This is a genomic window from Streptomyces sp. NPDC110618, from assembly GCF_055657065.1.
On sequence record NZ_JBVKBN010000005.1, the window covers coordinates 375,568 to 395,849 of the forward strand.

The 20,282-nt window shown below is 73.2% G+C and carries 16 protein-coding genes; 3 read left to right on the forward strand and 13 right to left on the reverse strand.

The features are described from left to right. Window positions 1–16: 16 nt before the first annotated feature. Together ACZ7L7_RS12835 and ACZ7L7_RS12840 are read left to right on the forward strand one after the other, a co-directional pair. Entirely contained in the window at window positions 17–1,108 is a 1,092-nt protein-coding gene (locus ACZ7L7_RS12835) for an amidohydrolase family protein (protein ID WP_285515472.1), read from the forward strand. Window positions 1,109–1,259: 151 nt separating this feature from the next. Continuing rightward, window positions 1,260–2,165 carry an SCO1860 family LAETG-anchored protein gene (locus tag ACZ7L7_RS12840; protein ID WP_285515473.1) on the forward strand — a complete coding sequence of 302 codons (906 nt, stop codon included), beginning with the start codon at window positions 1,260–1,262 and terminating at the stop codon, window positions 2,163–2,165. Window positions 2,166–2,209: 44 nt separating this feature from the next. Here ACZ7L7_RS12840 and cobC read toward each other — a convergent pair whose 3' ends face one another. Genes cobC through cobM form a run of 6 tightly spaced genes read right to left on the reverse strand, consistent with a single transcriptional unit; the run spans window position 2,210 to window position 8,476 of the window. Then, complete coding sequence (gene cobC, locus ACZ7L7_RS12845; RefSeq protein WP_285515474.1) at window positions 2,210–3,262, reverse strand: Rv2231c family pyridoxal phosphate-dependent protein CobC; 1,053 nt, start codon at window positions 3,260–3,262, stop codon at window positions 2,210–2,212. Then, window positions 3,252–4,172: a sirohydrochlorin chelatase gene (locus ACZ7L7_RS12850; protein WP_285515541.1), complete on the reverse strand. Its 921-nt coding sequence runs from the start codon at window positions 4,170–4,172 to the stop codon at window positions 3,252–3,254. The genes cobC and ACZ7L7_RS12850 overlap by 11 nt, the downstream gene beginning before the upstream one ends. Further along, a complete protein-coding gene (locus ACZ7L7_RS12855; RefSeq protein ID WP_453601133.1) occupies window positions 4,166–4,753 on the reverse strand; it encodes a precorrin-8X methylmutase in 588 nt (195 codons plus the stop codon). Before ACZ7L7_RS12855 ends, ACZ7L7_RS12850 begins: the two co-directional genes overlap by 7 nt. Then, entirely contained in the window at window positions 4,750–6,423 is a 1,674-nt protein-coding gene (gene cobJ, locus ACZ7L7_RS12860) for a precorrin-3B C(17)-methyltransferase (protein WP_285515476.1), read from the reverse strand. The genes ACZ7L7_RS12855 and cobJ overlap by 4 nt, the downstream gene beginning before the upstream one ends. After that, entirely contained in the window at window positions 6,420–7,652 is a 1,233-nt protein-coding gene (gene cbiE, locus ACZ7L7_RS12865) for a precorrin-6y C5,15-methyltransferase (decarboxylating) subunit CbiE (RefSeq protein WP_471428377.1), read from the reverse strand. The genes cobJ and cbiE overlap by 4 nt, the downstream gene beginning before the upstream one ends. Beyond that, window positions 7,649–8,476 (reverse strand): precorrin-4 C(11)-methyltransferase, encoded by an 828-nt coding sequence (gene cobM, locus ACZ7L7_RS12870; protein WP_471428379.1) that lies wholly within the window; start codon window positions 8,474–8,476, stop codon window positions 7,649–7,651. Before cobM ends, cbiE begins: the two co-directional genes overlap by 4 nt. A gap of 111 nt (window positions 8,477–8,587) precedes the next feature. Here cobM and ACZ7L7_RS12875 point away from each other — a divergent pair, with 111 nt between their 5' ends. After that, on the forward strand, window positions 8,588–9,316 hold the full coding sequence (locus ACZ7L7_RS12875; RefSeq protein ID WP_471428381.1) for a ZIP family metal transporter: 729 nt from the start codon (window positions 8,588–8,590) through the stop codon (window positions 9,314–9,316). Window positions 9,317–9,333: 17 nt separating this feature from the next. Here ACZ7L7_RS12875 and cobI read toward each other — a convergent pair whose 3' ends face one another. The 7 genes from cobI to ACZ7L7_RS12910 are packed head-to-tail and all read right to left on the reverse strand — an operon-like array spanning window position 9,334 to window position 20,241. Further along, window positions 9,334–10,080, reverse strand: a complete 747-nt coding sequence (gene cobI / locus ACZ7L7_RS12880) for a precorrin-2 C(20)-methyltransferase (protein WP_285515480.1) — start codon at window positions 10,078–10,080, stop codon at window positions 9,334–9,336. Further along, on the reverse strand, window positions 10,065–11,546 hold the full coding sequence (locus ACZ7L7_RS12885; protein WP_471592454.1) for a cobyrinate a,c-diamide synthase: 1,482 nt from the start codon (window positions 11,544–11,546) through the stop codon (window positions 10,065–10,067). Before ACZ7L7_RS12885 ends, cobI begins: the two co-directional genes overlap by 16 nt. Next, the gene (gene cobO, locus ACZ7L7_RS12890) at window positions 11,546–12,145 is read right to left on the reverse strand and encodes a cob(I)yrinic acid a,c-diamide adenosyltransferase (protein ID WP_093722441.1); all 600 of its coding nucleotides are present in this window, start codon (window positions 12,143–12,145) and stop codon (window positions 11,546–11,548) included. Before cobO ends, ACZ7L7_RS12885 begins: the two co-directional genes overlap by 1 nt. After that, window positions 12,145–14,142, reverse strand: a complete 1,998-nt coding sequence (locus ACZ7L7_RS12895) for a putative cobaltochelatase (RefSeq protein ID WP_453601151.1) — start codon at window positions 14,140–14,142, stop codon at window positions 12,145–12,147. Before ACZ7L7_RS12895 ends, cobO begins: the two co-directional genes overlap by 1 nt. Further along, window positions 14,139–17,795: a cobaltochelatase subunit CobN gene (gene cobN, locus ACZ7L7_RS12900; RefSeq protein WP_471592437.1), complete on the reverse strand. Its 3,657-nt coding sequence runs from the start codon at window positions 17,793–17,795 to the stop codon at window positions 14,139–14,141. Before cobN ends, ACZ7L7_RS12895 begins: the two co-directional genes overlap by 4 nt. Beyond that, complete coding sequence (locus ACZ7L7_RS12905) at window positions 17,792–19,303, reverse strand: cobyric acid synthase (protein WP_471592438.1); 1,512 nt, start codon at window positions 19,301–19,303, stop codon at window positions 17,792–17,794. The genes cobN and ACZ7L7_RS12905 overlap by 4 nt, the downstream gene beginning before the upstream one ends. Then, complete coding sequence (locus ACZ7L7_RS12910; RefSeq protein ID WP_453601158.1) at window positions 19,300–20,241, reverse strand: cobalamin biosynthesis protein; 942 nt, start codon at window positions 20,239–20,241, stop codon at window positions 19,300–19,302. Before ACZ7L7_RS12910 ends, ACZ7L7_RS12905 begins: the two co-directional genes overlap by 4 nt. Window positions 20,242–20,282 lie beyond the last annotated feature (41 nt).

The window sequence follows — 20,282 nt, forward strand, 5'->3', positions numbered from 1 at the left end:
GGCTAAGGTGCCGTGCATGAGCGATCGCGCGGTGCTGCACGTGAAGGGCAGGGTCCTGGTCGGGCCCGACGACGTCCGGGACGAGCTGTGGGTCGTCGGCGGCCGGATCACCTACGACCGGCCCACGGCCGCCCAGGACGTCCGTACCGTCGAGGGCTGGGCCCTGCCCGGCCTGGTCGACGCGCACTGCCACGTCGGGCTCGGCGCCCACGGCCCCGTCGACCGGGACACGGCCGAGAAGCAGGCCCTCACCGACCGCGAGGCCGGCACCCTGCTGATCCGTGACGCGGGCTCGCCCTCCGACACCCGCTGGGCCGACGACCGCGACGACCTGCCGAAGATCATCCGCGCGGGCCGCCACATCGCCCGCACCCGCCGCTACATCCGCGGCTACGCCCACGAGATCGAGCCGGCCGACCTCGTCACCTACGTCGCCCAGGAGGCCCGCCGCGGCGACGGCTGGGTGAAGCTGGTCGGCGACTGGATCGACCGCGACCTAGGCGATCTCGCCCCGAGCTGGCCGCGCGCCGAGGTCGAGGCCGCCATCGCCGAAGCGCACCGCCTGGGCGCCCGCGTCACCGCGCACTGCTTCGCCGAGAACTCCCTCCGCGACCTGGTGGAGGCGGGCATCGACTGCATCGAGCACGCCACCGGCCTCACCGACGACCTCGTCCCGCTCTTCGCCGAACGCGGCGTCGCCATCGTGCCCACCCTGGTCAACATCGCCACCTTCCCCAAGCTCGCCAAGGGCGGCGAGGAGAAGTTCCCGCGCTGGTCGGCGCACATGCGCCGGCTGTACGAACGCCGCTACGACACCGTCCGCAACGCCTACGACGCCGGCATCCCCGTCTTCGTCGGCACCGACGCGGGCGGCACCCTCCCGCACGGTCTGGTCGCCGCCGAGGTCGAGGAACTCGTCACCGCCGGACTCCCGGCCGATCAGGCGCTCTCGGCCACCACATGGGGCGCACGGCGCTGGCTCGGGCGCCCCGGACTCGACGAGGGCGCGCCGGCGGACCTGGTGGTCTACGAGACGGACCCGAGGGCCGACGTACGTGTACTGGCGGCGCCGCGCAGGGTCGTACTGAACGGCCGTGTCATGAGTTGACCGGGTGGCTGTGGAGAACGTGCGTGCCCAGGGATTCGAAGACCTGCACGGAAGAGTCACGTTGGAGTGAACCCTCGTCAGTTCGCTGACGGCCCCCTGTTCGCGCGACATTCTTACGGGGTCCCGAGCACTCTCTCTGGGGGTCCCCACCTTGAACGGCAACAACTTCCGCCTGCCCGCACGCCGTTTCGCGACCGTCGCGGCGGCCACGGCCCTCGCCGCCGGACCAGCAGCACTGGCCGGAGCGGGCACCGCGCACGCGACCGGCGAGCAGGGCCGCGCGAGCGCGGTGGTGCTGCGCACCGGGCTCGACGTCTCCCTGCTCAACAAGACCGTGAACGCGCCGCTCGCGGTCTCCCTCAACGAGGTCCAGGCACCGCAGAGCGCCGAGAAGACCGCGCTGACGGCCCAGTTGGACGGCGTGGACGGCGGCAAGCCGTTCACCGTGCTGGGCGCCGAGGTCGCCTCGGCGAAGGCGACGGTGACCGACACCAAGGCCGAGGGCAGCACCAACCTGACGCACGCCAAGGTCCACGTCCCGGGCCTGCCCCTGCTGTCCCTGATCGAACTGCAGGCGGTCACCTCCAAGGCGACCTGCGAGGCGGGCAAGGCCCCGACCGCCAACTCCGACCTGGTCGGCCCGGTGACGGTCCTCGGCAAGAAGGTCACCGTCACGGCCGGCGGCCCGACCGACGTCAAGGTGCCCGGCGTCGGCGAGGTCCGCCTGGACCTGTCCAAGACGGAGACCACAAGCCGTACGGCCGCCGCCACCGCGCTCGAACTGACCGTCTCGGTCAACCCGTTGAAGCTGAACGTGGCCGAGGTCACCGGCACCGTCACGCTGGCGAAGGCGACCTGCGAGGCCCCGCCCGAGGTGGTCACGGAGGCCGAGCCGGCCCCCGCCGTCGAACCCCAGGGCAGCAGCGAACCCGTCCAGGAGGCGGGCCTCGCCGAGACCGGCGGCAGCTCCCTGACCCCGTACCTCGCGGGCGGCGCGGCCGTGCTGCTCGCGGCGGGCGGGGGAGCGGTGGCCATGGCCCGCCGCGGCAAGAGCTGACCGGCGCCCTCCGGTCGGCGGTGACTCCACCACCGCCGACCGGATCAGCCGGTCAGCGCCCGTTCCAGTGCCCCGAGGAACGCGTCCGCTGTCCCCCGGTCCCGCACCGCCAGCCGCAGCCACCGTTCGTCGAGGCCGGGGAAGGTGTCCCCGCGCCGCACGGCGAAGCCCAGCTCGCGCAGCCGCCGCCGTACCGCGGCAGCCTCCGGCAGGCGTACGAGGACGAAGGGGCCCTCCGCAGGTTCCGTCACCCGCACCCCGCGTGACGCGAACTCCCGGAGCCCGGCGACGAGATGGGCCCGGTCGGCGGCGATGCGGTGGGCCGCGTGCCCGGCCTCGGCCAGCGCCCGCGGTTCCACGCACGCCTCGGCCGCGGCCAGCGCCGGCGTGGACACCGGCCACAGCGGCTGGGCCCGCTCCAGTTCCGCGACGGTCTCCGGGTCGGCCAGGACGTACCCGATGCGCAGTCCCGCGAGCCCCCACGTCTTGGTGAGGCTGCGCAGAACGACCAGGCCGGGCACATCCGTACGCCCCGCGAGGGCCTCCCGCTCACCCGGCACCGCGTCCATGAACGCCTCGTCCACCACCAACGTCCGCCCGGGACGCGCGAGTCGGACAAGGGAAGCGGCCGGGTGCAGGACCGAGGTCGGGTTCGTCGGGTTTCCGACGACCACCAGGTCCGCCTCCTCCGGCACCGCCGCCGGATCGAGCCGGAAGCCGTCCTCCTCCCGCAGCAGCACCCGGTCCACGGTGTGTCCCGCGTCCCGCAGCGCCGCCTCCGGCTCCGTGAACTGCGGGTGCACGACCACCGGTTGACGCACCTTCAGCGCCCGCGCCAGCAGCACGAACGCCTCCGCCGCGCCCGCCGTGAGCAGCACCCGCTCCACCGGCAGCCCGTGCCGCGCCGCCACCGCCGCCCGCGCCGCCCGCCCGTCCGGGTAGACGGCCAGCGAGCCGAGCGAGGCCGCGATCCGCTCCCGCAGCCACGGCGGCGGGGTGTCCGCGCGGACGTTCACGGCCAGATCCACCAGCGCCGAACCGTCGTCACGGACCTCCGCGTCCCCGTGGTGCCGCAGATCATGCCCCTCAGTGCGCATGCGAGTGCGCCCCATGCGCCCCGTGGTGGTGGCCGTGGTGGTGATGGTGGCCGTCGTCGTCCGGGTGGAAGTGCGGCTGCTGCGGCAGCCCCACCTTGTCCTCGAACCCGGGCAGCGCGATCCGGTACACGCACGAGTCGCAGTTCATCCGCAGATCGCCCTTGACGGCCTCCTCGTACCGCTCCATCACCAGATCCAGCAGCTCCGGCTCCGGACCGATCACCTCGGCCGAGGCGACCTCGACCTCCGGATGCGCGGACGCCCACTCCTCGGTCTGCGCCTTGACCCGGTCCGGCAGGATCCCCGTGAACAGGAAGTACGGCAGCACCACGACCTTCCGCGCGCCCAGCTTCGCGCACCGGTCCAGGCCGCTCGGCACGTCCGGCGCGGCCAGCGACACGAACGCCGTCTCCACACCCGCGTACCCGCGCCCCTCCCACAGCAGCCGGGCCGCCTTGTGCACCTCGGCGTTGGCGTCCGGGTCCGTCGACCCGCGCCCCACCAGCAGCACGGTCACGTCGGCGCGGTCCCAGTCGCCGAGCACCGCCTCAAGCCGCCGCTCCAGCACGTTCAGCAGCGACGGGTGCGGGCCCAGCGGGCGGCCGTAGGTGTACGAGATACCGGGGTGGCGCTCCTTCTCGCGGGCCAGCGCCGCCGGAATGTCGCCCTTGGCGTGCCCGGCGGAGACCAGCATCAGCGGCACCGCCGCGAACCGGCGCACCCCCCGCTGAACCAGCTCGGTGACCGCGTCGCCGAGCGGCGGCGGGGACAGCTCGATGAAACCGCCCGCCACCGGCAGGTCGGGGTGGCGGCGGCCCAGTTCCCGGACGAAGTCGCGGAACGCCTCGGCTCCGGCGTCGTCCCGGGTGCCATGGCCGGCGATGAGCAGCGCGGGCGGGGTGGTCACGATGTCTCCTCAAGGGAAGTGGGGTGGTACAGCAGGGCGTTGAGGGCGGCCGAGGCGACCGCCGAACCGCCCTTCTCGGACACGTTGCTCACGGCGGGCAGCCCGCTCTCGCGCAGCGCGGCCTTGGACTCGACGGCGCCGACGAAACCGACCGGCAGCCCGATCACCAGGGCCGGTTCGGCGTCCAGGGTCAGCAGTTCCTCCAGCGCGGTCGGCGCGTTGCCGATCACCCACAGGGCGCCGGGCCCCACCTGCTCGTAGGCGAGCCGGATCGCGTGCGCGGAGCGGGTGAGCCCGGGTCCGGCGACCGCGTCGCGCAGTCGGCAGACGGTCTCGCGCCGGGTGATCCCGGCCGCGACCATCTCCACGTCCACGACGACCGGCGCCCCGGCGTGCAGCGCGGCGTGCGCCTTCTCCAGCTTGCCCTCGTCCATGACGAGGTCGTCGGCGTAGTCCAGGTCGGCGGCGGAGTGGATGACCCGCTCCACGACCGCGCGGGTCAGCGGCGGGAAGTGCGAGGTGTCCAGACGGGCGCGCAGCCGCCGGTAGGACTCCTCTTCGATGGGGTGGACGACTCGTTTCACTTCGCCTCCTCCTGCGAGGCCTGCCAGCGGTAGCCGCGCGGTGTGACCATGCGCCCGGCGATGGCGCGGGTCGCGGTGTTGCCGACGGTCACGACGGTCATCATGTCCACCCACGCCGGGTCGAGTTCACCGAGCGTGGTGAGTCGGCTGGATTCGTCCGGCCGGGAGGCGTTGCGGACGACACCGACCGGCGTCGAGGGCTCCCGGTGCTCGGACAGCACGGCGAGCGCCTTCGGCAACTGCCAGTCCCGGCCCCGCGAACGGGGGTTGTAGAAGGTCACCACCAGGTCCGACTCGGCCGCCGCCCGCACCCGCCGCTCGATGACCTCCCACGGCGTGTGCAGATCGGACAGGCTGATGGAGACGTGGTCGTGGCCCAGCGGCGCCCCGAGGATCGCCCCGGCCGCGAGCGCCGCGGTCACCCCGGGCACCCCGACCACCTCGATGTCGTCGCTCGCCTCCGCCAGCGCGGGCGAGGCCATCGCGTACACCCCGGCGTCCCCGCTGCCGATCAGCGCCACGGCATGCCCCGCGCGGGCCTCGGCCACCGCGGTACGGGCCCGCTCCTCCTCGGCTCCGAGCCCGGACTCCAGCACCCGGGTGCCGGGGCGCAGCAGATCGCGGATCTGGTCGACGTACTGGTCCAGGCCCACCAGCACCGAGGCGCGCCGCAGTTCGGCCTTCGCACGCGGGGTGAGCAGATCGCGGGCGCCCGGACCGAGGCCGACCACGGCGAGCCGACCGCGCGCGGGACGCCGTACGACCGCACACGTGGCCATCGCCGACTTCCGCTTGGGGACAAGGAGTTCACCGCCCCCGTACAGCGCCGAGGCCTCCGCGACCGACGGGGTGCCGACGGCGGTGAGGGGGTGCTCGGAGGGGTTGGGCACGTCGATCCGGGCCAGCTCCTCGGCCGGATACGTCACCAGCGGCACCCCGAGCCGTTCGGCCGCCGCGACGATGCCGGGCTCCTCGGCCTTGGCGTCCACGGTGGCCAGATACGCCACCGAGAGCACGGAAAGCCCGTCCAGCGACGCGTGGATCAGCTCCAGGATCTCCTCGACCGGAGCCCCCTTCGAGGCGCCGACCCCCACCACCAGCGACGGCGGACGCAGGACGGCCTCCCGCTCGGCGGGCTCCACGGCACGGTCGGTCACCCGCAGCGTGTACGCGCCCTCCCCGCCGGTCCGCAGCGCGGGCAGCGGCCACGCCAACTCGGCGCGCAGGGCCACCTGTTCGCCGTCCAGCAGGGCCCGCGACACGGCGGCGACATCGCCCTCCACCGGGAGGCCGAGGGTGTCCAGACCGGGCAGCCCGACGGCGTCCGTCGCCGTCGTCACCACCGGCTGCGCCCCCAGCACCTCGGCGACCTCACCGGCCAGCTCATTGGCGCCCCCACCGTGCCCGCCGACCAGCGACACGGCGAACCGCCCGCCCTCGTCGACGCAGACCACACCCGGGTCGGTCCGCTTGTCCCCGAGCAGCGGCGCCACCAGGCGCACCACCGCCCCGGTCGCCAGGAAGCACACGAGCTGCTCGCACTCCGCGAAGGCGGCCCGTACGGCGTCCGCCACCGGACCCTCGTACACGCGCGTCCGCTCCGGCCAGGCCGCGGCCAGCCGGTCCCGGGCAGCCGCCCCCGCCGCGGTGGCGGAAATCAGGCCGATCACTGAGCAACTCCTTCGTCGACAAGGGGAGTTCGCACACCCCAGAGCAGGAAAACGGGATTGGTCGCCGCCAGCCGGGACACATCCCCCGGCAGCGGCGAGAGCCGCGAGGACTGCAACAGCACGCCGTCGCAGTCGAACCCGGCCCAGGCGAGCGCGTCCCGCGCGGCCGGAACCCGGTCCAGCGCCGCCATCGCCACGACCACCGTCCGCCGGGTGCGCCGCGCGCACGCCGACACGATCTCCGGCAGCTCGGCACCACCACCGCCGACGAACACGGCGTCCGGGTCGTCCAGTTCGGCGAGCGCGGCGGGGGCGGCACCGTGCACGGTGTGCACGTCGACCCCGTGCGCGGCGGCGTTGGCGCGGATCCGCCCGACACCGTCCAAGGTCTTCTCCACGGCGACGACGGCGGCGCCGAGCCGCGCGCACTCCACCGCCACCGAGCCCGAGCCCGCGCCCACGTCCCACACCAGGTCGCCGAGCCGGGGCCCGAGCCGGGCCAGCGCCAGCGCCCGCACCTCGAACTTGGTGATCATCGAGTCCCGGTGCGCGAACTCCGCCTCGGCCAGCGCCCATCCGTCAGGCCCGGCCGGCGGCCCCGCGACCGTGCGCACCGGCCCCAGCAGCCGCGCCTCGTCCAGACACAGCACCACACTCACCGCCGCACCCCAGTCCCGGTCCGCCGCCTCGGCGGGCGTGACCCGCTCCACGCGCTCCTCGGCCGTACCGAGCGCGGACGCGACCAGCAGCACCCGACCCGAGTCCCGCAGCGCCGCGCCCAGTTCCGCCGGACCGGCCCCCGGCCCGGTCAGCACCGCCACCTTCGGCCGCGCCCGGCACACGTTCACGGCCGTACGAGGGTCCCGCCCGTGCGCGCTGACCACGACCGCGTCGTCCCACGGCACCCCGGCCCGCGCGAACGCGGCGGCCACGGAGGACACCCCCGGCCGCACGTCCAGCGCACCGGACCCGAACCGCTCCGCCAGCACCCGCACGATCCCGAAGAACCCCGGGTCACCGGAGGCCAGCACGACCACCCTGTGCGCCTTGTCCAGATGCCGCTCGATCACGTCCAGGGCCGGGGCGAGCGGACCGAGCACGACCCGCTCGGCGTCCGCCGGAACCGGCGCCGCGTCCAGGTGCCGCCGCCCGCCCACGACGAGCCGCGCCCCGGCCAGCGTCCCGGCGTCGAGCGGCGCCCCCGTCCCGGTACCGACGACCGTGATCATGTTCCCGCCCCGCTCGCCCCGCGCTCGCGCAGCGCCCGCCGGGCCTCGGGGTCGGCCTTGCGGAACCCGTGGAAGTGACCGGGGTGGTACAGGTGCGAACGGGTCCCGTGCGCGGACAGCGCCGGACCGACCAGGAACAGTGTGTGCTTCCAGAGCTTGTGCTCCTTGACCGTCTCCTCCAGCGTGCCGACCGTGCACCGCACGATCAGCTCCTCCGGCCAGGTCGCCTGATACGCCACCACGACCGGCGTGTCCGTGGGATAGCCGCCCTCCAGCAGCTCCCGCACCAGCTGCCCGCTCCGGGCCGCCGACAGGAAGATCGCCATCGTGGTCCCGTGCCGGGCGAACTCCCGCACCTCCTCACCCGGCGGCATCGGCGTCTTGCCCCCGCCCAGCCGGGTCAGCACCACCGACTGCGCGACCTCGGGAATCGTCAGCTCCCGCTGCGCGAGCGCCGCCACCGCCGAGAACGCCGACACCCCGGGTACCACCTCGGTCGCGATCCCGATCTCCGCACACCGGTCGAGCTGCTCCTGCGTACCGCCCCACAGGGCCGGGTCACCGGAGTGAATACGGGCCACGCGCAGCCCCTCCACCCGCGCCCGCTCGTACACGGCCACGACGTCCTCCAGGGACATGGCCGCCGAGTCCAGGATCTCGGCGTCCTCCCGCGCGTGCTGGAGGACCTCCGCCTGCACCAGGCTGGCCGCCCAGATCACCACATCGGCCTCGGCGATGGCACGCGCGGCCCGGAACGTCAGCAGATCGGCGGCGCCGGGACCGGCACCGACGAAGGTCACCTTGCCGGTGGGGGCATCGGCCATGGGGAGGGTCCTCTCGTACGGGTGGTGCTTCGTAGGGGGGTGCGAACAACTTCAGTGGATGCGCGGGCGTCGGATTCGCCCCCGAGTGCCCGAATCCGATAGCAAAGCCCTATGGCGGTCTTCGTCGCGCTCGGCGCGTTCCTGATGACGCTGGCCGGCGGCTGGACGGCGCAACGCGTGACGGACCGCCGCCACCTCGTGCTGGGCCTGGCCGGCGGACTGATGCTCGGCGTGGTCGGCCTCGACCTGCTGCCCGAGGCGCTTCGGGCGGCGGGGGAGGAGATCCACGGCGTGCCCGCCGCGCTGCTGCTGTTCGTGGCCGGGTTCCTCCTGGCCCACCTGGTGGAACGCCTGCTGGCCGTCCGCCAGGCCGCGCACGGCGGCGAGGAACACAACGGCCGCACCCCCGAGGTGGGCCTCACGGCCGCCGCCGCGATGGTCGGCCACAGCGCCATGGACGGCGTTGCCATCGGCGCCGCCTTCCAGGTCGGCGGCGGCATGGGCGCGGCCGTCGCGCTCGCTGTCATCGCCCATGACTTCGCGGACGGCTTCAACACGTACACGATCACCAGCCTGTACGGGAACGCCCGCCGCCGGGCCCAGCTCATGCTGTTCGCCGACGCGCTGGCCCCCGTGGTGGGCGCGGCCTGTACAACGTTCGTGACGATCCCCGAGGCCGTACTCGGCGGCTACCTCGGCCTCTTCGGCGGCGCGCTGCTCTACCTCGCCGCGGCGGAGATCCTCCCCGAGGCCCACCACGAACACCCCGCCCGCTCCACCGTCCTGTGCACGATCGCCGGGGCGGCGTTCATCTGGCTGGTGGTGGGCGTGGCCGAGTGAGGACGGACGCGGGCGGCTCACAACTTCCCACCCCGCCCGCCGTCGCGCCGCGCGGGCGCGATCAGCGTCGAGAGATACGGCAAGGGGGACCCGTCCAGCTCGTCGGCGGGCCGGATCGACTCCTCCGGCAGCCCCAGCGCGGCACCCCACACCGCGTCCCTGATCCGCCCGGTCTCCCGCAGGGCCTCGGCCACCTCGGCGGCCTGCCGCCCGAACTTGTACGCCACCACGGTCCCGGGCCCCGCCAGGGCGTCCTTCAGCACGGCGGCTCCGGCGGTCACCGGCACCAGCGTCAACGGCTCTGTCCCCTCGGTGAGCACGGCACCGGACCGGGCGGCGAGATCCTGCATCGCGGTGATCCCGGGCACGGTCTCCACGACGGTCTCCGGCACCAGCTCCCCGATGGTGTGGGCGAGGTAGGTGAACGTGGAGTACACGTTCGGGTCACCGATGGTGGCGAAGGCGACGACGGAATGCTCCCGCAGCAACGCGGCGACCCGAGCCCCGGCGGCGTCCCAGGCATCCTCCCGCCGCCGCCGATCGGTCCGCTCGTTCAGCGCGAACACCACCCGTACGACCTTGTCCTCGCCGACATAGTGCAGAACGGTGGCCTCGGCCCGCCCCCGCTCCCCGGTGTCCATCACCGGTACGACGACCACGTCCGCGTCCTGGAGCGCGCGGACACCCTTGACGGTCACCAGCTCCGGATCGCCGGGACCGACCCCGACTCCGATCAACCTGCTGCTGCTCATGACGTCCGGCACCTCTCCACGAACCGACGGGCGACACCGGGCGCCGCGGCCCAGTGCGTGTGCAGATAACTCGCGTGCACACCACGCTGAACAAAACCCTCGACCCGCCGCGCCGGCGAGAGCACACCCCAGGCGGGCGCATCCCCGGCCCCCGGCTCCACGACGGTCCGATGAAACTCGTGCCCCCGCATCCGCGTCCCCGCGACAGCAAGCGAACTGTCCCCCACGGCAACGGCCTCCCGATACCCCAGCGTCAGCCGCTCGCTCATCCGCGCCTCTGCCTCCAGCACCCCGCACATGGGCAGCCCGTCCAGCTCCCGGCACAGATACAGCAACCCGGCACACTCGGCGGCAACGGGAGCCCCGGAGCACGCCAGCTCGGCAACGGCCTTGCGCAGCGGCTCATTGGCGGACAGCTCGGAGGCATAGACCTCGGGGAAACCGCCGCCGATGACGAGACCCCGGGTGCCTTCGGGCAGTTGCTCATCGCGGAGGGGATCGAACGTCACCACTTCGGCCCCGGCAGCGGCGAGCAACTCGGCGTGCTCGGCGTAGGAGAAGGTGAAGGCGGGCCCACCGGCGACGGCGACTATGGGAGATCGTCCAGCGCTTTCAGCCCGTCCAGCGCTTTCAGCCCGTCCGGCGCTTGAGGACGAGGCCCGTTCAGGGCCGACAGGCGGGGGCCCGGGGGCGGCAGCCCCCGGGGACGGGACGGGAAGGGGCGGCGGGGGCGAAGAACCCAAGGCATCAGCCGCAGCCCAAGCCGCACCCGCAACCGCCCCCGCACTACGCGCCAGCGAAAGCAACCCCTCCAGATCACACCCCGCCGCGACCTGCGCCCCCATCGCAGCCACAGCCGAAACCGCCGCAGCCCGCCGCTCCGCAACCGGCACCAACCCCAGATGCCGAGAAGGCGTATCCACCTGAACCGCCCGCCGCAGCACCCCGAGCACCGGCACCCCGACCGACTCCAACGCCTCCCGCAACAACTCCTCATGCCGATCGGAGCCGACCTTGTTCAGGATCACCCCACCGACCCGAACCTCCGGATCGAACGAGACGAACCCATGCACAAGCGCGGCCACCGACCGAGCCTGCGAAGACGCGTCGACGACAAGAACCACCGGCGCCCGCAGCAACTTCGCGACATGAGCCGTGGACGCCAGCTCCCCGCCGCCCGCGACCCCGTCGTACAGCCCCATCACACCCTCGACGACGGCCACGTCACACCGCCGCGCCCCGTGCAGGAACAACGGCCCCACCAACTCGGGCCCGCACAGATACGCGTCGAGGTTCCGACCCACACGCCCGCAGGCGAGCGCGTGATACCCGGGATCGATGTAGTCCGGCCCCACCTTGTGCGGGGACACGGCGAGCCCCCGCGCGGCGAGCGCGGCCATCAACCCCGTGGCAACCGTGGTCTTGCCACTGCCGGAGGCCGGCGCGGCGATGACCAGCCGGGGAACGGACGAGGACATCACCACTCGATGCCCCTCTGCCCCTTCTGACCGGCGTCCATCGGATGCTTCACCTTGGACATGTCGGTCACAAGATCGGCGAAGTCGACAAGCTTCTCGGGCGCGTTACGCCCGGTGATCACGACATGCTGCGTGCCCGGCCGCTCCCGCAGCACGGAGATCACCTCATCGGTGTCCACCCACCCCCAGTGCATGGGGTACGCGAACTCGTCGAGCACGTACAGCTTGTACGTCTCGGCCGCCAGGTCCCGCTTGACCTGCTCCCAGCCCTCGCGGGCCTTCTCCTCGTTGTCCATCTGCTGATCGCGCTGCACCCACGACCAGCCCTCACCCATCTTGTGCCAGTCGACGGACCCGCCCTCCCCGGACGCCCCCAGCACCCGCAGCGCGTTCTCCTCGCCGACCTTCCACTTCGCCGACTTGACGAACTGGAACACCCCGATCGGCCACCCCTGGTTCCAGGCCCGCAGCGCGAGCCCGAACGCGGCGGTGGACTTGCCCTTGCCGATCCCGGTGTGCACCACGACCAGCGGCCGGTTGCGCCGCTGTCGTGTGGTCAGTCCGTCGTCCGGCACCACACTCGGCTGTCCCTTGGGCATTACGCGGCCCTCCTGCTTGTCCCCTGCACGTCCCTGACCAGCCCGGCGATCGAGTCGGCCCGCAACTCGTCCAGCGTCACCGCAGTACCGCCCAGCTCCCCGGCCAACTGGCCCGCGAGCCCCAGCCGCACCGGCCCCGACTCACAGTCGACGACCACCGAGGCAACCCCCTCGGCCGCGAACAGCCGAGCCGCCCGCCCCGCGAGCGCGACCGGCTCCGGACCACCCGTGGCCCGCCCGTCGGTCACCACGACCACGAGCGCCCGCCGCGCGGGGTCCCGCAACCGCTCGACCCGCAGCACCTCATGGGCGCGCAGCAGTCCGGCGGCGAGCGGCGTACGCCCACCGGTGGGCAGCGACTCCAGCCGGACGGCGGCCGCGTCGACGGACGACGTCGGCGGCAGAGCGACCTCCGCCGCAGCCCCCCGGAACGTCACCAACCCCACCTTGTCCCGCCGCTGGTAGGCATCCAGCAGCAGCGACAGCACAGCCCCCTTCACGGCACTCATCCGCTGCCGCGCCGCCATCGACCCGGAGGCGTCCACGACGAACAGCACGAGGTTGCCCTCACGCCCCTCCTTCGTCGCCTGCCGCAGATCGTCCCGCCGTACGACAAGACCCGGCCCGGACCGGCCCCGAGCCCGCTGATGCGGTGCCGCCGCCTGCACGGTGGCGGCCAGATGCAGCTTGGTCAGCGCCCCCCGGGGCCGACGCGCCCCGGTCGTCCGCCCGTGCTCGGTCCGTGCCCGCGAACGCCGCCCGGCGGCACCCTCCCCGATGCCCGGCACACTCAGCACCTTCGTACGGAACGGCTCGGCGGCCCGTACGGCCGACTGCTCACCGGCACCGGACGGCTGCGGCTGCCCGCCCTCGCCCTCCTCGGGGCGCGCCCCGGTGTCCCCGCCCTGCGGCCCGGCATCGGGTGCGGGCTGACCACCGCTACCGGGACCACCGCCGTCACCGTCCGGGTCCGGGTCGGGGTCCTCGTCGGTGAACTGCTCCAGCGTCTCGTCCAGCTTGTCCTCGTCAAGCCCCGGCGCGTCGAAGGGATTACGCCGCCGCCGATGCGGCAGCGCGAGCAGCGCCGCCTGCCGCACGTCCTCCGCGAGTACGTCGGTACGCCCGGCCCAGGCCGCCAGTGCGGTCGCCGTACGCGCCATCACGATGTCGGCACGCATCCCGTCCACCTCGAAGGCGGCACAGGTCGCCGCGATCTGCCGCAGCGCCCCGTCCCCGAGCCGGACCTGCGGCAACAACTCCCGCGCCACGACGATCCGTTGCCGTACGGCGGCTTCCTCGTCGGCCCAACGCGCCGCGAACCCCGCCGGATCGTCGTCGTACGCCAGCCGCCGCCGCACGACCTCCACCCGCTGGTCGGGCTCCCGGGAAGCGGCCACCTCGACGGTCAGCCCGAACCGGTCCAGCAACTGCGGCCGCAGCTCACCCTCTTCGGGATTCATGGTCCCGACCAGCAGGAACCGCGCGGCATGCCGTACGGAGACGCCTTCGCGCTCGACGTAGGAGGCGCCCATCGCGGCGGCGTCCAGCAAGAGGTCGACCAGATGGTCGTGGAGGAGGTTCACCTCGTCGACGTAGAGGATGCCCCGGTGCGCGTCGGCCAGCAGACCCGGCTCGAAGGCCTTCACGCCCTCGGCGAGCGCCCGCTCGATGTCCAGCGCGCCGACCAGCCGGTCCTCGGAGGCGCCGACGGGCAGCTCGACCATGCGCGAGGGCCGCGAGGTCCCGGCACCCGCCTCGTGCGGCCCGTCCGGGCAGGCCGGGTCGGGGGAGGCGGGGTCGCAGGAGAACCGGCACCCGGGAACGACGTCCACCTCGGGCAGCAGCGCCGAGAGCGCGCGTACGGCCGTCGACTTGGCGGTGCCTTTCTCACCGCGCACCAGCACACCGCCGACCGCGGGCGAGACCGCGTTCAGCAGCAGAGCGAGCCGCAGGTCGTCCTGACCGACGACGGCCGTGAACGGAAACGGGGTGGTCACTTGTCGTCGCCCTCCAGATCGCCTTCCAGCTCCAGATAGGTGGCCCGCAGCCGCTCCAGCGTCTCCGCGTCCGGCTCCGCCCACAGTCCGCGGTCCGCCGCCTCCAGCAGCCGTTCCGTGATGCCCCTCAGTGCCCACGGGTTGGACTTCCGCATGAACTCCTGGTTCTCAGGCGAGAACACGTACTCGGACGCCAACTTCTCGTACATCCAGTCGTCGACCACGCCCGCCGTGGCGTCGTACCCGAACAGGTAGTCCACGGTCGCGGCCATCTCGAAGGCGCCCTTGTAGCCGTGCCTGCGCATGGCGGCCATCCACCTGGGATTCACCACCCGCGCCCGGAACACCCGGTGCGTCTCCTCGCCCAGCGTCCGCGTCTTCACCTGATCCGGCGTCGCCGAATCCCCCACGTACGCCTCGGGGGAGGCCCCCGTCAGGTGCCGCACCATGGCGACCATGCCGCCGTGGTACTGGAAGTAGTCGTCGGCGTCGACGAGATCGTGCTCCCTGGTGTCCACATTCTTCGCCGCCACCGCGATCCGCTTGAACGCCGTCTCCATGTCCCCGCGCGCCGCCCGCCCGTCGAGCCCGCGCCCGTAGGCGTAGCCGCCCCACACCGCGTACACCTCGGCGAGGTCCGCGTCGGAACGCCAGTTGCGAGCGTCGATCAGCGGCAGCAGACCGGCACCGTACGCCCCCGGCTTGGACCCGAAGACACGGGCCGTGGCCCGCCGCCGGTCGCCGTGCTCGGCCACGTCCTCCTCGACATGGGCCCGCACGAAATTGGACGACACGGGCTCGTCCAGTTCCGCCACCGCCCGTACCGCGTCGTCGATCAGGCCGACCACATGCGGGAACGCGTCCCGGAAGAACCCGGAGATACGGACCGTGACGTCGATGCGCGGGCGCCCCAGTTCCTCCAGAGCTACCACCTCGAACCCGGTGACCCGGCGCGAGGCGTCGTCCCACACCGGACGGCATCCGAGCAGCGCCAGGATCTCGGCGATGTCGTCGCCCTGGGTGCGCATGGCAGAGGTGCCCCACACCGTCAGGCCGACGGACTTGGGGTACTCACCCGTGTCCTGCAGGTACCGCTGCACCAGCGAGTCGGCCAGCGACTGCCCGACCTCCCAGCTCAGCCGGGACGGGATTGCCTTGGGGTCGACGGAGTAGAAGTTCCGGCCGGTCGGCAGGACGTTGACCAGACCGCGCGTCGGCGAGCCGGACGGACCGGCGGGCACGTAACCGCCGTTCAGCGCGCGCAGGATGTGCCCGATCTCGTCCGTCGTACGGGCCAGACGCGGCACGACCTCCGTGCAGGCGAACTCCAACACCGCGACCGCGTCCGGCAGTTCGACGCCGAGCACGTCCCGGACCAGCGCCGGCACCTCGGCGGACCGCCACTCCCGCTCCTCCATGCCCTCCGCGACCCGGCGGCACAGCTGCTCCAGCAGGTCGATGGCGTCGGCGGCGGTCCGGGACGGCCCGTCGACCAGGTCCGTCAGCTCCACCGGCACCTTCACGGGTGCGCCCGGCTCGGCCAGCAACTCCTTCTCGACCAGCCCGAAGTGGGCGGCGAGGGCGGACCGCAGCCCCGGCAGGGCGTTCGCCTGGCCGCCCCACACCTGTGAGGCCCGCAGTACCGCCAGCACGAGGTTGACCCGTGCCTCGCCCACCGGACCACCGCCCAGGATGTGCAGGCCGTCGCGGATCTGCACGTCCTTGATCTCGCACAGGTAGCCGTCGATGTGCATGACGAACTCGTCGAACTCGGCGTCGTCCGGCTGCTCGTCGACATGCAGGTCGTGGTGCAGCTCGGCGGCCTTCACGAGCGTCCAGATCTGCGCCCGCACGGCCGGTGCCTTGGTCGGGTCGAGGTCGGAGACCAGGGCGTACTCGTCGAGGAGCTGCTCCAGCTTGGCCAGGTCGCCGTAGGTGTCGGCGCGGGCCATCGGCGGGACCAGGTGGTCGACGACCGTGGCGTGGCCGCGCCGCTTGGCCTGGGTGCCCTCGCCGGGGTCGTTGACGATGAACGGGTAGATCAGCGGGAGTTCACCGAGCACCGCGTCCGGCGCGCAGCCCCGGCTGAGACCGAGGCCCTTGCCGGGCAGCCACTCCATGGTGCCGTGCTTGCCCATGTGCACGATGGCGTCGGCGCCGAAACTGTTCTCCAGCCAGCGGTAGGCGGCCATGTAGTGGTGCGAGGGCGGCATGTCGGGGTCGTGGTAGATGGCGATGGGGTTCTCGCCGAAGCCGCGCGGCGGCTGGATCATCACGACGACGTTCCCGAACTGGAGGGAGGCGAGCACGATGTCGTCGCCGTCCACGTACAGCGAGCCCGGCGGCTCGCCCCACGCCTCCAGCATGGCGTCGCGCAGCTCCTCGTCGAGCTTGTCGAACCACGCCCGGTAGTCCGCGAGCGGCACCCGCGCGGGCGCGGCGGCGAGCTGTTCCTCGGTCAGCCACTCCACGTCGTGGCCGCCGGCCTCGATGAGCCGGTGGATCAACTCGTCGCCGCCGGAGGGGTATTCGGTCAGCTCGTACCCGGCGTCCTTGAGCGCGTCGAGCACACGGACCGCCGAGGCGGGGGTGTCGAGGCCGACCGCGTTGCCTACGCGGGAGTGCTTGGTCGGGTAGGCGGTGAAGACGAGGGCCAGCTTCTTCTCCGCGTTCGGCTTGTGCTTCAGCCGCGCGTGCCGTACGGCGATTCCGGCGACGCGCGCGGCGCGCTCGGGGTCGGCGACGTACACCGGGACCTCGTCCGGTCCCTGCTCCTTGAAGGAGAACGGCACGGTGATCAGCCGTCCGTCGAACTCCGGGATGGCGACCTGCATCGCCGCGTCCATGGGGGAGAGTGCGGCGTCGGACTCGTCCCAGGCCGCGCGGGAGGAGGTGAGGCAGAGCCCTTGCAGCACGGGGATGTCGAGGTCGGCGAGGGCGCCGATGTCCCAGGCCTCCTCGTCGCCGCCCGCCGACGCCTGCGAGGCGTGGGTGCCGCCCGCTGCGAGGACGGTGGCGACGAGTGCGTCCGCCTTGCCGAGGATCTCGTACAGCCCCGCGTCCGCGCCGCGCAGCGAACCGCAGTACACGGGAAGGGCGTTGGCGCCGCGCGCCTCGATGGCATCGCAGAGGGTGTCGACGAAGGCGGTGTTGCCGCTGAGTTCGTGGGCCCGGTAGAAGAGCACGCCGACCGTGGGGCGGCCGTCCTCCCATGCCGGGGTGCCGTGGACGCCGTACTCGGGCATCTTCTGCGGCTCGACGAAGCCCTCGCCGGTGAGCAGCACGGTGTCGGAGAGGAACCGGGCGAGTTCGGTGAGGTTGGCGGGGCCGCCCTCGACCAGGTACTTCAGTGCCTCGGCGACGACTCCGGCGGGCACCGAGGACTCGGCCATCAGCTCGGCGTCCGGGACGCTCTCCCCGCCCAGCAGCACGGTCGGAATGCCGGACGCCTTGAGCTCGGCGAGCCCGTCCTCCCAGGCCCGCTTCCCGCCGAGCAGGCGTACGACGGCGATGTCCGCGCCCTCGATGAGAGCGGGCAGGTCCTGCTCGACGTCCACGCGGGTCGGGTTGCCGATCCGGTAGGAGGCGCCGGTCGCGGCCCTGGCCGCCAGCAGGTCCGTGTCGGCGGTCGACAACAACAACACTGTGCTCATGCGGGCGCTCCCGGTGGAATGAAAGGCAGTCCTGTCGGCGCGCCCGACTCGATGAGCCGCCAGAGCGCGTCGGTGTCCGCGTGCTGTTCGATCAGGTCGCCGAGCCGGTCGAGCTGCTCCTCGCGCAGCGCGGCGAAGGAGGTGTCGGCGGCCGGGACGAAACGCCGGCCGGCGGCGGCCGCCACCTCGCGCAGGAAGGCGCGCCGGAAGCCGTCCGACTCCAGCGAGCCGTGCCAGTGGGTGCCCCAGGTCTGCCCGACCCGGCAGCCGTCCAGGAAGGGCTCGCCGCCGGCGACTTCGGCGACCCCGTGGTGGATCTCGTACCCCTCGACGGTCTCCCCGAGGGCTTCGCCGACGGGCCGGGTGAGGGTCTTCTCGCGGGCGAACCGCACCCGTACGGGCAGGATGCCGAGCCCGTCGACCTGTCCCCGGCGGCTCTCCACGTCGTCCTCGATGTGCTCGCCGAGCACCTGGAAGCCACCGCAGATGCCGAGGACGGGCCGTTGTTCGGCGGCCCGGCGCACCAGGGCGTCGGCCAGCCCCCGCGCGCGCAGCCACTCCAGCGCCTTGACGGTGCCGCGGGTGCCGGGGACGACGACGAGGTCGGCGTCGGCCAGCTCCTCGGGCCGGTCCACGAACCGCACCACGACGCCGGGTTCGGCGGCGAGCGCGTCCACGTCGGTGAAGTTGGACATCAGCGGCACGGCGCACACGGCCACGCGCAGCACGTCCTCGCCGACGGGGGAGGAGACCTCGGACTCGCGCACGGCACCGCGCAGGGAGACCCGCAGCCCGTCCTCCTCGTCGATGCCGAGCCCGTGCTGGAAGGGCAGTACGCCGTAGGTGTGCCGTCCGGTCAGGCCGTGCAGCATGTCCAGGCCGGGCTCCAGCAGCGAGACGTCGCCGCGGAACTTGTTGACCAGGAACCCGGCGATCAGCCGCTGGTCCTCGGGCGACAGTAGCGCCACCGTCCCGAAGAAGGAGGCGAAGACACCGCCCCGGTCGATGTCACCGACCACCACCACCGGCAGATCGGCATTGCGGGCGATGCCCATGTTGACGATGTCGGTGCGCCGCAGATTGATCTCGGCCGGGCTGCCCGCCCCCTCACAGATCACCGCGTCATACGTGCCCCGCAACTCGGCGAGGCAGTCGAGCACCGTCCCCAGCAACTGCTGCTGCCGTCCGCCGTGGTAGCCACGCGCGCTCAGCTCGCCCACCGGCTTGCCCATGAGCACGACCTGGCTGCTCTGATCGCCGCCCGGCTTGAGCAGCACGGGGTTCATCAGCGCGGTCGGCTCCACCCGGCAGGCCTGCGCCTGCATGGCCTGCGCCCGCCCGATCTCGGCGCCCTCGCGGGTGACGAAGGAGTTCAGCGACATGTTCTGCGCCTTGAACGGCGCGACCTTGACGCCCTGCCGGACCAGCCAGCGGCAGATCCCGGCGGTCACCACGCTCTTGCCCGCGTCGGAGGTCGTCCCGGCGACGAGCAGCCCCCCGCCGCTCATGACCGCCTCCCCCGCACCACGCGGCGCGCGGCGGCACTGACCCCCAGCGTCAGCCAGCTCACCCGCCGCGACAGCCGTACGGCACGCTCGATGTCGGCGACTTCCACGGCCCGTCCCTCCGGGTTCAGCACCGGCCGGTGCTCCACACGCCCGCCGTACGACAGGGTCCCGCCGAGCCGCACTCCGAGCGCCCCGGCGAACGACGCCTCCACCGGCCCGGCGTTGGGGCTCGGGTGCCTGTCCGCGTCGGCACGCCAGGCCCGTACCGCACCCCGCGGATCGCCCCCGGCGACGGCGGCGAGTACGGCGGTCAGCCGCGCCCCCGGCCAGCCGGCGACGTCGTCGAGGCGGGCCGAGGCCCAGCCGTAGCGCAGGTAGCGGGGCGACTTGTGGCCGACCATGGCGTCGAGCGTGTTCACGGCCCGGAAGCCGAGCAGCCCCGGCACCCCGCCCACGGCGCCCCACACGAGCGCGCCCACAACGGCGTCGGAGGTGTTCTCGGCGACGGACTCCACCACGGCCCGCGCGATGCCGTCGGCGTCCAGCGCCTGCGGGTCCCGCCCGCACAGATGCGGCAGCCGGGATCGCGCCGCCTCGATGTCCCCCGCCTCAAGGGCCCGCCCGACGGTCCGGGCCTCGCGGGAGAGCGAAGTCCCGCCGACAACAGCCCAAGTGGCGACCCCGGTCAACGCGACGGACGCGATCGGGGACCGGCGCACGGCACGCGACGCAAGCACCCCCAGCGCCACGGCGCCACCGGCGCACACGCCCGCGTGCACCACGCCCCGGCCGCGGTCGTCCCGCCACAACAGCCGTTCCACGGCGCCCGCGGCCCGCCCGAACACGGCGACCGGATGCCCCCGGCGCGGATCGCCGAGCAGCAGGTCGCCCAGGAGGCCGGCGGCGGTGCCGTACGCGAAGACGCGATCGGCCCGCATCGGCTCAGCCGATCGTGGAGTCAGAAAGGGTTCTGGTGCTG